The sequence below is a fragment of the Citrobacter sp. RHBSTW-01044 genome, assembly GCF_013781945.1.
GTDB classification, from domain to species: domain Bacteria; phylum Pseudomonadota; class Gammaproteobacteria; order Enterobacterales; family Enterobacteriaceae; genus Citrobacter; species Citrobacter braakii.
Genome location: NZ_CP056180.1, coordinates 281,689 through 295,455 on the forward strand (window position 1 = coordinate 281,689; position 13,767 = coordinate 295,455).

At 53.7% G+C, this 13,767-nt stretch carries 11 protein-coding genes; 8 read left to right on the plus strand and 3 right to left on the minus strand.

The genetic code is table 11. From position 1 onward, the window contains the following. Window positions 1-47 precede the first annotated feature (47 nt). The gene (locus tag HV352_RS01355) at window positions 48-950 is read right to left on the minus strand and encodes a hypothetical protein (RefSeq protein ID WP_049040640.1); all 903 of its coding nucleotides are present in this window, start codon (window positions 948-950) and stop codon (window positions 48-50) included. 46 nt (window positions 951-996) lie between these two features. Continuing rightward, window positions 997-1,485 (minus strand): N-acetyltransferase, encoded by a 489-nt coding sequence (gene yhhY / locus HV352_RS01360; RefSeq protein WP_019078130.1) that lies wholly within the window; start codon window positions 1,483-1,485, stop codon window positions 997-999. 456 nt (window positions 1,486-1,941) lie between these two features. Here yhhY and HV352_RS01365 point away from each other — a divergent pair, with 456 nt between their 5' ends. The 5 genes from HV352_RS01365 to gntU all read left to right on the plus strand — a co-directional run bounded on the left by HV352_RS01365 (window position 1,942) and on the right by gntU (window position 7,029). Beyond that, complete coding sequence (locus HV352_RS01365; RefSeq protein ID WP_181635148.1) at window positions 1,942-2,979, plus strand: oxidoreductase; 1,038 nt, start codon at window positions 1,942-1,944, stop codon at window positions 2,977-2,979. A gap of 123 nt (window positions 2,980-3,102) precedes the next feature. After that, window positions 3,103-3,798 carry a quercetin 2,3-dioxygenase gene (gene yhhW, locus HV352_RS01370; RefSeq protein WP_003023472.1) on the plus strand — a complete coding sequence of 232 codons (696 nt, stop codon included), beginning with the start codon at window positions 3,103-3,105 and terminating at the stop codon, window positions 3,796-3,798. A gap of 223 nt (window positions 3,799-4,021) precedes the next feature. Beyond that, window positions 4,022-5,017: a gluconate operon transcriptional repressor GntR gene (gntR, locus tag HV352_RS01375; protein ID WP_016157654.1), complete on the plus strand. Its 996-nt coding sequence runs from the start codon at window positions 4,022-4,024 to the stop codon at window positions 5,015-5,017. 141 nt (window positions 5,018-5,158) lie between these two features. Then, entirely contained in the window at window positions 5,159-5,689 is a 531-nt protein-coding gene (gntK, locus tag HV352_RS01380) for a gluconokinase (RefSeq protein WP_003023475.1), read from the plus strand. After that, a complete protein-coding gene (gntU, locus tag HV352_RS01385; RefSeq protein WP_016154820.1) occupies window positions 5,689-7,029 on the plus strand; it encodes a gluconate transporter in 1,341 nt (446 codons plus the stop codon). The genes gntK and gntU overlap by 1 nt, the downstream gene beginning before the upstream one ends. A 318-nt stretch (window positions 7,030-7,347) precedes the next feature. Here the strand turns inward: gntU and yhgN are convergent, their stop codons facing one another. Beyond that, complete coding sequence (gene yhgN, locus HV352_RS01390; RefSeq protein ID WP_003023480.1) at window positions 7,348-7,941, minus strand: NAAT family transporter YhgN; 594 nt, start codon at window positions 7,939-7,941, stop codon at window positions 7,348-7,350. Window positions 7,942-8,132: 191 nt separating this feature from the next. On the opposite strand from yhgN, the gene asd reads away from it, so the two are divergent. The 3 genes from asd to glgX all read left to right on the plus strand — a co-directional run bounded on the left by asd (window position 8,133) and on the right by glgX (window position 13,763). Then, complete coding sequence (gene asd, locus HV352_RS01395) at window positions 8,133-9,239, plus strand: aspartate-semialdehyde dehydrogenase (RefSeq protein WP_016157652.1); 1,107 nt, start codon at window positions 8,133-8,135, stop codon at window positions 9,237-9,239. A 364-nt stretch (window positions 9,240-9,603) separates the two neighbouring features. Continuing rightward, window positions 9,604-11,787, plus strand: a complete 2,184-nt coding sequence (gene glgB, locus HV352_RS01400) for a 1,4-alpha-glucan branching enzyme (protein WP_016154817.1) — start codon at window positions 9,604-9,606, stop codon at window positions 11,785-11,787. Next, the gene (gene glgX, locus HV352_RS01405) at window positions 11,787-13,763 is read left to right on the plus strand and encodes a glycogen debranching protein GlgX (RefSeq protein ID WP_181635149.1); all 1,977 of its coding nucleotides are present in this window, start codon (window positions 11,787-11,789) and stop codon (window positions 13,761-13,763) included. Before glgB ends, glgX begins: the two co-directional genes overlap by 1 nt. The last annotated feature ends 4 nt before the right edge of the window (window positions 13,764-13,767 follow it).

The following is a 13,767-nucleotide window of genomic DNA, read 5'->3' on the forward strand; positions in this document are numbered from 1 at the left end:
AAATATTTCTCCAGCGGCCAGGCAGTGCCTAAACCAACGATTTACCGCTATCTTTTATCGATGATGAATGGCGCATATCGCTGCAGCGATTCAGACCAGCGGAATATTTGGCTGCTTTTATCCTGCAGGTTTACGCGCTCTAAATCATAAAACCCGTGCGTTTTTGCCGAACGCATTTTGAGGATATATTTACTCTCGCTGATGTCGTGCTGTCTTGTACCGTCTTTATTCCACTCTCCGGCGATGTCCGTATATTGATAAACAAGGTCGGAATACACGTTGATTATCCTGTTATCTTTGATCGCATAGAGCTCCAGAACTTCATAAAATGCGCCGCCGCCGGAATACGCCTCAGAGTATCCACCGCGCACCCCAAACGCCAGCGTATCGGGTGCGATCCGGTATGGTGCCAGATCCAGTTTTGTGTAATAGGCCAGTGGTCTGACGGACTCATCATCGCTCTCTTTTTCGGCGGTTTTATTCCACTCAGAGAGTTGGTTTAATGGTTTTTCCGAGCGTGCAATCGGCGTTAGCTGTTGGTTCTGCCAGGAAAAAACGCCGAGATATAATTTATTGGCGCGCCCGTTGCTGTAGTTTTCCGGACAGTTGTTATCCGCGTATTTCTTTGCCTGCCCGGCGTCGGCCGGATTGGCGGCGAAACAGGCGACACCGATATATTTGCCGTCTTTGCCCCAGGCTTTGGCACCCGTGAGGATCAGGTTGTCAGGATCTTCATTCGGCGCAACCCAGGCAATCCACGCGTTCTCAGATAATCCCTGTGGAAGCTCGCCAAATCCTTTGGCTGGGGTTGCTCCCGCCATTTGCTCAGCAAAAATCTGTTTACCTTCCGGGTGTTGAATAGCGCTGGGCACGGAATCGAGATTTTGTACGGTAGTGGCGAAAGCAGGGGAGAGTGCTGCCAGCAACACCAGGAGAAGGTACTTTTTCACTCTTGCGTCCTTTCAATAAGAAGGGCGATAAAACTCGCCCTTAATTTTATTTCACGCGAGCCATAAAGTAGGCATCAACGTATTCACCGTTGCGCAGGCCGTATTTCTTACCTGTGCCTTCGATTTCAAAGCCGTATTTCTTATACACCGCCACGGCCGGCTCATTATCAACAAATACCGTTAGCTCAATACGCTCGACGCGCAGCCAGTTGTCGCACATGTCGATCATCGTGCGAATCAACGCGCTGGCAACGCCGCGATTGTGCCACCGTGCATCCACGCAGATACCAAAATCAGCCACGTGGCTGCGACGCGGGCGTTGCGCGACCTCAATACAGAGATGCCCCACGACGATATCGTCAATACAGGCAACCAGTTGTTTGACCCCGGCTTGCTCGGTTAGCCTCGCTTGCCACATCTCGAGGGAAGGATGAGGAACCTGTAGCGTGTTGTGGTACACCTCCGGCTGGGCGTGGATCTGACGAATTGCGTCGTAATCTTTCGGTTCAGCGTGGCGTATCACTATCTCACTCATTCCTTATCTCCAGCAGGGTTAATTGTGTATTTACACTCGCTGAGAAAGAAAATTCCGTCAACTGCATTTTTTTGCAAAAAGAAGTAGACAAGTGCGAATGAGAATGATTATTATTGCTCTGCGTTCAGGGGAACCCCTACGGAGAACCTGAAAGCACGACATTGCTCACATTGCTTCCAGTATTACTTTAGCCAGCTTTTGCTGGCTTTTTTTTTGAGGTTTTGTGTCTGCCTGGCTTACTTGCCATTTCGTCCCCGGGAAGTGCTCGTGCTCCTCACGTACATTTAGTACGCTCCGGGCCCTGCGCGCTTGCCGTGAACAAACTGCCTGCGACGCCGACGGCCGATCCTGTCGCCCTGTGGTGCAGTTCAAGCGCCATCCGGCAAAGAATCCAACATTCAGTCTCCAGCCGCTTTGCGCTATGGTGTAGACAATCACCTTCGAAAGGATCGTCTCATGACCTTACACTGCGCATTTATTGGTTTTGGTAAAAGCACCACTCGCTACCATTTGCCGTACGTCCTCAACCGCAAAAATAGCTGGCATGTCGCGCACATTTTTCGCCGCCACGCCAAGCCGGAAGAGCAGGCGCCACAATATTCACATATTCACTTCACCAGTGACCTTGACGAGATCTTAAACGATCCGCAGGTGAAGCTGGTGATCGTCTGTACCCATGCTGACAGCCATTTTGAATACGCCAAACGCGCGCTGGAAGCGGGTAAAAACGTGTTGGTTGAGAAACCTTTCACGCCGACGCTTGCGCAAGCAAAAGCACTGTTCGAACTGGCGCAAAGCAAAGGACTGACCGTTACGCCATATCAGAACCGTCGTTTTGATTCCTGCTTCCTCACCGCTAAAAAAGCGATTGAGAGCGGCAAGCTCGGTGAAATTGTTGAGGTTGAAAGCCATTTCGATTACTACCGCCCCGTGGCGGAAACCAAGCCGGGACTGCCGCAGGACGGCGCATTCTATGGTCTGGGCGTACACACCATGGATCAGATTATCTCGCTGTTCGGTCGTCCCGATTGCGTGGCCTATGACATCCGCAGCCTGCGCAACAAAGCGAACCCGGACGATACCTTTGAAGCACAGCTGTTCTACGGCTCTCTGAAAGCCATTGTTAAAACCAGTCACTTGGTGAAAATCGACTATCCGAAGTTTATCGTTCACGGTACCAAAGGCTCGTTTGTGAAGTACGGCATCGACCAGCAGGAAACCAGCCTGAAGGCCAATATCATGCCAGGTGAGCCAGGTTTCGCTGCTGACGATTCCATTGGGATGCTGGAGTACGTCAATGATGACGGCCTGACGGTAAAAGAAGAGGTGCAGCCGGAAGTGGGGGATTACGGTCGCGCCTATGATGCGCTTTACCAGACGCTAACAGCCGGTACGCCTAATTACGTCAAGGAATCTGAAGTTCTTACCAATCTGGAACTCCTCGAACGCGCCTTTGAACAGGCTTCTCCGGCGACGATAACTCTCGCCAAATAGCCTGCGCAGACTCCTCTGGGCTTGTTCATTTTTTTTGAACAGAGGAGTCAATTTTCACCCTCTATGATCCCCGGCGGATTGAGTCCACACTTACTCCATCGAAAACATCTGGGGGTGAACACAATGATCTACTTACGCAAAGCTAATGACCGTGGCCACGCTAATCATGGCTGGCTCGATTCCTGGCATACCTTCTCTTTTGCCAACTACTATGACCCAAACTTTATGGGGTTCTCGGCACTGCGCGTGATTAACGATGACGTGATCGACGCAGGTCAGGGCTTTGGTACTCATCCCCATAAAGACATGGAAATCCTGACTTACGTGCTGGAAGGCGCGGTGGAACATCAGGACAGCATGGGGAATAAAGAGCAGGTTCCGGCCGGTGAGTTCCAGATAATGAGCGCCGGGACGGGGATCCGTCACTCGGAGTACAACCCGAGCAATACTGAGAAGCTGCATCTGTATCAGATTTGGATCATGCCGCAGGAAAACGGTATTACCCCACGCTATGAGCAGCGCCGTTTTGATGCCGCTCAGGGTAAACAACTGGTGCTGTCGCCAGATGCCCGTGATGGTTCGCTGAAAGTGTACCAGGATATGGAGTTGTACCGTTGGGCACTGGTCAAAGATGAGCAGTCGGTGCATCAGATTGCCGCTGAACGCCGCGTCTGGATCCAGGTAGTAAAAGGTAACGTGACAATTAACGGGACCAAAGCGACCACCAGTGATGGTCTGGCAATCTGGGATGAGCAGGCCATTTCTATTCATGCCGACAGCGACAGCGAAGTGTTGTTGTTTGATCTGCCGCCAGTATAAAAATACACGGCATCCTTCAAGCTGCATCTGTGTTGGCTTTCCTCGCTCACCCCGGTCGCGTACTTAATGTACGCTCCCGGGGATTTACTGCGTCGCCGCCTTGATGCAACTCGAATGATTTTGTGTATTTCTCACAATAAAAAACTCCTTTTTTTCTCTGCGAAGGTTCACGCACGTCCGTGGTAAACTGGGTGAATCTATCCCTTTTTAACGCTTCAGGACGATGAAAAAGAAAAGACCCGTACTTCAGGATGTAGCCGACCGCGTGGGCGTGACCAAAATGACGGTTAGCCGCTTTTTGCGTAACCCGGAGCAGGTCTCCGTGGCGCTGCGGGGCAAAATTGCCGCTGCACTTGATGAGCTGGGTTATATTCCCAATCGCGCTCCTGATATCCTTTCTAACGCCACCAGCCGCGCTATCGGCGTGCTGTTACCGTCTCTCACCAACCAGGTTTTTGCTGAAGTGCTACGCGGCATTGAGGCTGTCACTGACGCTCATGGTTATCAAACCATGCTGGCGCACTACGGTTATAAGCCTGAGATGGAACAAGAGCGTCTGGAATCGATGCTGTCGTGGAATATTGATGGCCTGATCCTCACCGAACGTAGCCATACGCCCCGTACGCTGAAAATGATTGAGGTTGCCGGTATCCCGGTGGTTGAGCTGATGGACAGCCAGTCCCCATGCCTTGATATTGCCGTGGGCTTCGACAACTTCGAAGCCGCGCGTCAGATGACAGCCGCTATCATCGCCCGCGGGCACCGTCATGTTGCCTATCTTGGCGCACGCCTTGATGAACGTACTATCATCAAACAGAGAGGCTACGAGCAGGCAATGCGCGATGCCGACCTGGTGCCGTACAGCGTGATGGTGGAGCAGTCTTCTTCCTACTCCTCCGGTATTGAACTTATCCGTCAGGCGCGGCGTGAATACCCGCAGCTCGATGGTGTCTTTTGTACCAACGATGACCTGGCGGTAGGGGCGGCCTTCGAATGCCAGCGTTTAGGGCTGAAAATCCCTGATGACATGGCGATTGCCGGATTCCACGGTCACGACATCGGGCAGGTGATGGAGCCGCGTCTGGCGAGCGTGCTCACGCCGCGTGAACGCATGGGCAGCATTGGCGCAGAACGTCTGCTGGCGCGCATCCGCGGTGAGGCCGTCACACCTAAAATGTTAGATTTAGGTTTCACCTTGTCACCGGGCGGATCTATTTAAGCCAACAAGTTTGAAGTAGCTCACACTTATACACTTCGAGCACGAATGGATATTGCTTCTCTATTTATCCGGCTGGACAATGTTACCGATAACAGTTACCCGTAACAATTTCCTGATTCTTGTACCAGTGGGGGCAACGCTTTGAGCACGACTAATCATGATCACCACGTTTACGTTCTGATGGGCGTATCGGGCAGCGGTAAATCTGCTGTCGCCAGCGAAGTGGCGCATCAACTGCAGGCCGCGTTTCTTGATGGCGATTTTCTCCATCCGCGCAGCAACATCATGAAAATGGCTTCTGGTGAGCCACTCAACGATGACGACCGCAAACCGTGGTTACAGGCGTTGAATGACGCCGCCTTTGCGATGCAGCGTACCAACAAGGTTTCGCTGATCGTCTGTTCCGCCCTGAAAAAAGTCTACCGCGACCAGCTACGCGACGGTAACCCGAACCTCTCTTTCATCTATCTGAAAGGGGATTTTGACGTTATCGAAAGCCGCCTGAAAGCGCGTAAAGGCCACTTCTTCAAAACGCAGATGCTGGTAACCCAGTTTGAAGCGCTGGAAGAACCGGGTGCGAATGAAAACGATGTACTGGTGGTCGATATCGATCAACCACTGGACGGTGTGGTCGCCAGCACCATTGAGGTTATTAACCAGGGCAGTAAGTAGTGAGTACATTAACGCTTGTTTTAACAGCAGTAGGGTCCGTTTTATTACTGCTGTTTTTAGTGATGAAGGCGCGTATGCACGCCTTCGTTGCTTTGATGGTGGTATCCATTGGTGCAGGTCTCTTTTCCGGTATGCCGCTCGATAAAATCGCGGCGACCATGGAAAAAGGAATGGGAGGCACGCTCGGTTTCCTGGCGATTGTTGTGGCGCTGGGGGCGATGTTCGGCAAGATTTTGCATGAGACCGGAGCTGTCGATCAGATTGCCGTCAAAATGCTGAAATCCTTCGGTCACAGCCGCGCACATTATGCGATTGGCCTGGCCGGTCTGATTTGCGCGCTGCCGCTATTCTTTGAGGTGGCGATTGTGCTGCTGATTAGCGTGGCATTCTCAATGGCGCGCCATACGGGGACAAACCTGGTTAAGCTTGTGATCCCGCTGTTTGCGGGCGTAGCGGCTGCTGCGGCATTCCTGCTGCCTGGGCCTGCGCCGATGCTGCTGGCCTCTCAGATGCACGCCGACTTTGGCTGGATGATCCTGATTGGCCTGTGTGCCGCGATTCCGGGCATGATTATCGCCGGGCCGCTGTGGGGGAATTTCATCAGCCGTTACGTCGAGCTGCACGTACCGGAAGATATTTCCGAGCCGCATTTGGGCGAAGGCAAAATGCCATCCTTTGGCTTCAGCTTATCGCTTATCCTGTTGCCGCTGGTTCTGGTGGGGCTGAAAACTATCGCCGCACGCTTTGTTCCGGTCGGTTCTACAACCTATGAATGGTTCGAGTTTATCGGTCACCCGTTTACCGCGATTCTGGTTGCCTGTCTGGTGGCGATTTACGGTCTGGCGGTGCGCCAGGGCATGCCAAAAGACCGCGTGATGGAGATCTGTGGCCATGCGCTGCAGCCGGCGGGGATTATTCTGCTGGTGATTGGTGCGGGCGGTGTGTTCAAACAGGTTCTGGTTGATTCTGGCGTCGGTCCGGCGCTGGGCGAAGCGTTAACCGGTATGGGCCTGCCGATTGCCATCACCTGCTTCGTGCTGGCGGCGGCGGTGCGTATCATTCAGGGTTCCGCGACTGTGGCCTGCTTAACGGCGGTTGGTCTGGTGATGCCGGTGATTGAGCAACTGAACTACTCCGGTGCCCAGATGGCGGCACTGTCTATCTGTATCGCGGGCGGCTCTATCGTGGTCAGCCACGTTAACGACGCTGGTTTCTGGTTGTTCGGTAAATTTACCGGTGCGACCGAAGCGCAAACGCTGAAGACCTGGACGATGATGGAAACCATCCTCGGCACGGTCGGTGCGATTGTCGGTATGATTGCCTTTCAGCTGTTGAGCTGATGGCATTGCCCGGTGGCGCTTGCGCTTACCGGGCCTGGAAACGAGCACACATCCACATCGTAGGCCGGGTAAGCGCAAGGATGCGCGGCGAGGGCGCCGTTTGCATGGACGCTACCTGCGCCCGTCCCCGGAAGCGGGAAGGAATAAGGCGAGGGAACCGCGACGCGGCGATTTTCATGCCGGAGAGCCTGGATTGTTAAGGGGGCTGCGTAGCCCCCTTAACACGTTCACTGGTGACGAGATCTCAGAGAAGCAATGAGCATGACGTGAACGGAACTGTTCTCCGGGTAACATGCTATCTGAGCCAAAAAGGGGAGATTACCCCTTCATCCACATCCTTACGCCGTCGAGGAACATCTGGGTAGCCATCATCACCAGAATCAGCCCCATCAGGCGCTCCAGTGCGTTCACCCCTTTCTCGCCCAGCAGACGCAAAAACAGCGACGACTGCAGCAAAATCACAAAAGTACCACCCCAGGCGATCAGCAGCGCAATCACCAGATGCCCCATCTGGTTCGGATACTGATGTGATAACAGCATTAATGAAGCCAGGATTGTTGGACCCGCTACCAGCGGGATCGCCAGTGGCACGATAAACGGCTCTTCGCCTGCCGGAAGCCCGGTGCTATTCCCGGTGGCGCTGGGGAAAATCATCTTAATGGCGATCAGGAACAAAATGATGCCCCCGGAGATCGAAACGGTTTCCGCGCGCAGGTTAAGAAATGCCAGTATTTTCTCGCCAGCAAACAGGAATATCAGCATCACCAACAGCGCAATAAACAGCTCGCGAATCATAATCGCGCGGCGGCGTTTTGGTTCGGTATGTTTCAATACGGACATGAAAATGGGCAGATTTCCGAGCGGATCCATAATAAGGATCAATAAAACTGCCGCTGAAATGATTTCATTCATAACTCAAATTCCCTGATAATTACTGCGGACTTTCTGCTTGCTTGCGCAGCGGGATAAGTCGCATTACTGATGGCTTCGCTATCATTGATTAATTTCACTTGCGACTTTGGCTGCTTTTTGTATGGTGAAGGATAGGCCAGTAGGATACTGGTTAGCATACACAGCACACATCTCTGCAGGAAAAAAACGCTATGAAAAATGTTGGTTTTATCGGCTGGCGCGGTATGGTCGGCTCTGTTCTCATGCAACGCATGGTTGAGGAGCGTGACTTCGACGCCATTCGCCCTGTTTTCTTTTCTACTTCCCAGCTCGGGCAGGCGGCACCGACATTCGGTGGAACCGCGACCGGCACGCTTCAGGACGCTTTTGATCTGGATGCGCTGAAGGCGCTCGATATCATCGTGACCTGTCAGGGCGGCGATTATACCAACGAAATCTATCCAAAGCTTCGTGAAAGCGGTTGGCAGGGTTACTGGATTGACGCGGCCTCTTCGCTGCGTATGAAAGACGATGCCATCATCATTCTCGATCCGGTTAACCAGGATGTCATCACTGACGGCCTGAACAAAGGTATTAAGACCTTTGTCGGCGGTAACTGTACCGTTAGCCTGATGCTGATGTCCCTCGGTGGCCTGTTTGCCAATGACCTGGTTGACTGGGTTTCTGTGGCGACCTATCAGGCGGCCTCCGGCGGCGGCGCGCGCCATATGCGCGAACTGCTTTCCCAGATGGGTCATCTGTATGGCCATGTGGCCGATGAACTGGCAACCCCTTCCTCTGCTATTCTCGATATCGAACGTAAAGTGACGACCCTGTCCCGCAGCGGTGAACTGCCGGTTGATAACTTTGGCGTACCGTTGGCCGGTAGCCTGATTCCGTGGATCGACAAACAACTTGATAACGGTCAGAGCCGCGAAGAGTGGAAGGGACAGGCTGAAACCAACAAAATTCTTAACACCTCTTCCGTGATCCCGGTTGATGGTCTGTGCGTGCGCGTCGGTGCGCTGCGCTGCCACAGCCAGGCGTTCACCATTAAACTGAAAAAAGATGTGTCTATTCCGACCGTGGAAGAACTGCTGGCAGCGCACAATCCGTGGGCCAAAGTCGTGCCAAACGATCGGGATATCACCATGCGTGAGTTAACCCCGGCGGCCGTTACCGGCACGCTGACCACGCCAGTAGGCCGTCTGCGTAAGCTGAATATGGGACCGGAGTTCCTGTCAGCCTTTACCGTGGGCGACCAGTTGCTGTGGGGTGCTGCAGAGCCATTGCGCCGTATGCTGCGTCAGTTGGCGTAATGTGGGACGGCCTGATGACGCCACGTTAATCAGGCCTACAAACGACGCGAATCACCTGGCCGGATCAGTCAATACGGCTTTCCGGCAGAGGGATTGCGTGTTTTAACAATGGGTGCTGAGTCACCCATTTTTTTGCGTAATACAGGAGTAAGCGCAGATGTTTCATTTTTTACCAGGAGTAAGATAAAGCATTGGCTATTCTTTAAGGGTGACTTAGTACCGGAGGTATTAAGTTGTTGCCTGAAGGTGGGACGACGCAGAGAGGATGCACAATTGTGCTGCGCCGTTCAGGTCAAAAAAAGTGTCACTACCTGATGTCGAAGATCAGTTGGAAGGCGTGACACCATAAAACAGGATGACAACCATGTCCGTTCGTATCGATAGAGACGTGATTAATGCGCTAATTGCAGGCCATTTTGCGGATCCTTTTTCCGTACTCGGTATGCACCAAACTGACGCTGGACTTGAAGTCCGCGCCCTATTACCTGACGCCACCGAAGTGTGGGTGATCGAACCCAAAACCGGACGCAAAGTCGGCAAGCTGGACTGCCTCGACTCTCGCGGTTTTTTCTGTGCTGTACTTCCCCGCCGTAAAAATTTCTTTCGCTATCAGTTAGCTGTTGTCTGGCATGGACAGGAGAATCTGATTGATGACCCTTATCGTTTTGGCCCGCTGATCCAGGATATGGATGCCTGGCTGTTATCTGAAGGTACGCACTTGCGACCTTACGAAACGCTGGGCGCGCATGCGGATACCATGGATGGCGTAACCGGTACGCGCTTCTCCGTCTGGGCGCCTAACGCTCAACGCGTGTCAGTGGTTGGGCAGTTCAACTACTGGGATGGCCGTCGCCACCCGATGCGCCTGCGTAAAGAAAGCGGTATCTGGGAGCTGTTTATCCCCGGCGCGCAGCATGGTCAACTGTATAAATACGAGATGATCGATGCGAACGGTAAGCTGCGAATCAAAGCGGACCCTTACGCCTTCGAAGCGCAAATGCGTCCGGAAACCGCGTCGCTTATCTGCGGTCTGCCGGAAAAAGTGGTGCAAAGCGAGGAGCGAAAAAAAGCCAACCAGTTTGATGCGCCGATCTCTATCTATGAAGTGCACCTGGGCTCATGGCGTCGTCATACCGATAACAACTTCTGGCTGAGCTACCGCGAACTGGCGGATCAACTGGTGCCTTACGTCAAGTGGATGGGCTTTACCCATCTCGAACTGTTGCCGATTAATGAGCATCCGTTCGACGGTAGCTGGGGCTACCAACCTACCGGTATGTATGCGCCGACCCGTCGTTTCGGGACGCGTGATGATTTCCGCTATTTTGTGAATGCCGCGCATCAGGCCGGACTGAACGTCATTCTCGACTGGGTGCCGGGCCATTTCCCGTCGGACGACTTTGGTCTGGCAGAGTTTGATGGCACCAATCTGTATGAGCACAGCGACCCGCGCGAAGGGTATCACCAGGACTGGAACACGCTGATTTACAACTACGGTCGCCGTGAAGTCAGTAACTATCTGGTAGGCAATGCCTTGTACTGGATTGAACGTTTTGGTATCGATGCGCTGCGCGTAGATGCCGTGGCGTCGATGATTTATCGCGACTACAGCCGTAAAGAAGGGGAGTGGGTCCCGAACGAATTTGGCGGTCGTGAAAACCTCGAAGCCATTGAGTTTTTACGCAATACCAACCGTATTCTTGGCGAGCAGGTGCCGGGGGCCGTGAGCATGGCGGAAGAGTCCACCGACTTTGCCGGCGTTTCAAGGCCACAGGATATGGGCGGTTTAGGGTTCTGGTATAAGTGGAACCTCGGCTGGATGCACGACACGCTGGACTACATGAAGTTGGATCCGGTTCATCGTCAGTTCCATCACGATAAGCTGACCTTCGGCATGCTGTACAACTACACCGAAAACTTTGTCCTGCCGCTGTCGCACGATGAAGTGGTACACGGTAAAAAATCAATTCTCGATCGCATGCCGGGGGACGCATGGCAGAAGTTTGCCAACCTGCGCGCCTACTACGGCTGGATGTGGGCCTTCCCGGGCAAGAAACTGCTGTTTATGGGCAACGAGTTTGCTCAGGGGCGTGAGTGGAACCATGACGCCAGCCTCGACTGGCATCTGCTGGAAGGCGGCGATAACTGGCACCACGGCGTACAGCGTTTGGTGCGCGATCTGAACCTTACCTATCGTCATCACAAAGCGCTGCACGAGCTTGATTTTGACGCCTATGGCTTCGAGTGGCTGGTGGTAGATGACAAAGAACGTTCGGTGCTGGCTTTCGTTCGTCGTGACAAAGTCGGTAATGAAATCATCGTTATCAGCAACTTTACGCCAGTGCCTCGCCACGGCTATCGCTTCGGTATCAATCAGCCGGGCAAATGGCGCGAAATCCTCAATACCGATTCGATGCATTATCACGGTAGCAATACCGGTAACGGCGGCGCGGTGCACAGCGATGAAATCGCCAGTCATGGTCGTCAGCACTCACTGAGCCTGACGTTGCCACCGCTGGCAACGATCTGGCTGGTGCGGGAGGGATAATGACGCAACTGGCAACCGGCAACGCCACCCCCCATGGTGCAACGTATGACGGCCATGGCGTCAATTTCACCCTCTTTTCGGCCCACGCTGAACGCGTTGAATTATGCGTATTCGATGAGCAAGGCTGCGAACTCCGCTACGACCTGCCGGGGCGTAGCGGCGATGTCTGGCACGGCTATCTGGCCAACGCCCGTCCCGGTCTACGCTATGGCTATCGCGTACATGGTCCGTGGCAACCGCAGCAGGGCCACCGGTTTAATCCGGCGAAACTGCTGCTTGACCCTTGCGCGCGTCGGGTGGATGGCCAGTTAAAAGATAACCCACTGCTGCACGGTGGGCTGAATGAACCGGATCATCATGATAATGCCGCCATCGCGCTGAAGGGCGTGGTGGTGTCCGACCATTATGACTGGGAGGATGATGCCCTGCCGCGCACGCCGTGGGGCAATACCGTAATTTACGAAGCGCATGTCAAAGGGCTGACGTATTTGCATCCTGACCTGCCGGAAGAAATTCGCGGGACCTACAAAGCGCTGGGTCATCCAGTGATGATCGACTATTTCAAGCGCCTCGGCATTACCGCACTGGAGCTGTTACCGGTGGCGCATTTCGCCAGCGAACCGCGGCTTCAGCGACTGGGCCTGTCAAACTACTGGGGCTACAACCCGGTGGCGATGTACGCGCTGCATCCGGCCTATGCCAGCTCGCCGGAGAGTGCGCTTGATGAGTTTCGCGACGCGGTAAAAGCGCTGCATAAAGCGGGTATTGAGGTCATTCTCGACATCGTTTTAAACCACAGCGCCGAGCTGGATCTCGAAGGACCTGTCTTCTCGCTGCGCGGAATTGATAACCGTAGCTATTATTGGATCAGAGATGATGGCGATTACTACAACTGGACCGGTTGTGGGAACACCATCAATCTGAGCCATCCTGGCGTTGTGGAATACGCATGCGAGTGTCTGCGCTACTGGGTTGAAACCTGCCATGTGGATGGTTTTCGTTTTGATTTGGCTTCCGTCATGGGGCGTACGCCTGAGTTTCGTCAGGATGCTCCGCTGTTTACCGCGATCCAAAACTGTCCGCTGCTCTCACGCGCCAAGCTGATTGCGGAACCGTGGGATATTGGTGAAGGCGGGTATCAGGTGGGGAATTTCCCCCCGCCGTTTGCCGAGTGGAATGACCATTTCCGCGATGCAACGCGACGTTTTTGGCTCCAGCGTAATCTTTCGTTGGGCGAGTTTGCCGGACGTTTTGCTGCATCCAGCGACGTGTTTAAACGCCCGGGCCGCAATCCCAGCGCCACGGTCAATCTGGTGACCGCGCATGACGGTTTTACGCTACGCGACTGCGTTTGCTTCACAAATAAGCACAATGAAGCGAATGGTGAGGAAAATCGCGACGGCACTAGCAATAACTACAGTGACAATCATGGTAAAGAAGGATTAGGCGGCTCGCTGGACCTGATTGAGCGGCGGCGCGACAGCATTCATGCGCTGTTAACCACGCTGTTGCTCTCCCAGGGGACGCCGATGCTGCTGGCGGGTGATGAGCATGGTCATAGCCAGCACGGTAATAATAACGCTTACTGCCAGGATAACGCCTTAACCTGGCTGGACTGGCAGCAGGCAAACAGTGGGCTAACCACATTTACCGCCGCGTTGATTCATCTGCGTCGGCAAATACCTGCATTAACAGGCGATTGCTGGTGGGAAGAGGGCGATGGCAATGTTCGTTGGCTGAATAAGTACGCACAACCCTTAAGTGCGGATGAGTGGCATAACGGCCCGAGGCAGATGCAAATCCTGCTTTCAGATCGTTTCCTGATTGCAATAAACGCCACGCTTGAGGTGACAGATATCGTTTTACCTGAAGGGGAATGGCACGCCATTCCCCCATTTGCCGGAGAGGATAATCCGGTGCTTACGGCGGTCTGGCAGGGACCTGCGCACGGACTGTGTGTGTTCCAGAGAAGATAAAAAG

What these genes read in the sequence shown, in the direction of transcription:
- yhhY (WP_019078130.1), bottom strand. Translation starts at nt 1,485, where the DNA reads ATGAGTGAGATAGTGATACGCCACGCTGAACCGAAAGATTACGACGCA.
- HV352_RS01365 (WP_181635148.1), top strand. Translation starts at nt 1,942, where the DNA reads ATGACCTTACACTGCGCATTTATTGGTTTTGGTAAAAGCACCACTCGC.
- yhhW (WP_003023472.1), top strand. Translation starts at nt 3,103, where the DNA reads ATGATCTACTTACGCAAAGCTAATGACCGTGGCCACGCTAATCATGGC.
- gntR (WP_016157654.1), top strand. Translation starts at nt 4,022, where the DNA reads ATGAAAAAGAAAAGACCCGTACTTCAGGATGTAGCCGACCGCGTGGGC.
- yhgN (WP_003023480.1), bottom strand. Translation starts at nt 7,941, where the DNA reads ATGAATGAAATCATTTCAGCGGCAGTTTTATTGATCCTTATTATGGAT.
- asd (WP_016157652.1), top strand. Translation starts at nt 8,133, where the DNA reads ATGAAAAATGTTGGTTTTATCGGCTGGCGCGGTATGGTCGGCTCTGTT.
- glgB (WP_016154817.1), top strand. Translation starts at nt 9,604, where the DNA reads ATGTCCGTTCGTATCGATAGAGACGTGATTAATGCGCTAATTGCAGGC.
- glgX (WP_181635149.1), top strand. Translation starts at nt 11,787, where the DNA reads ATGACGCAACTGGCAACCGGCAACGCCACCCCCCATGGTGCAACGTAT.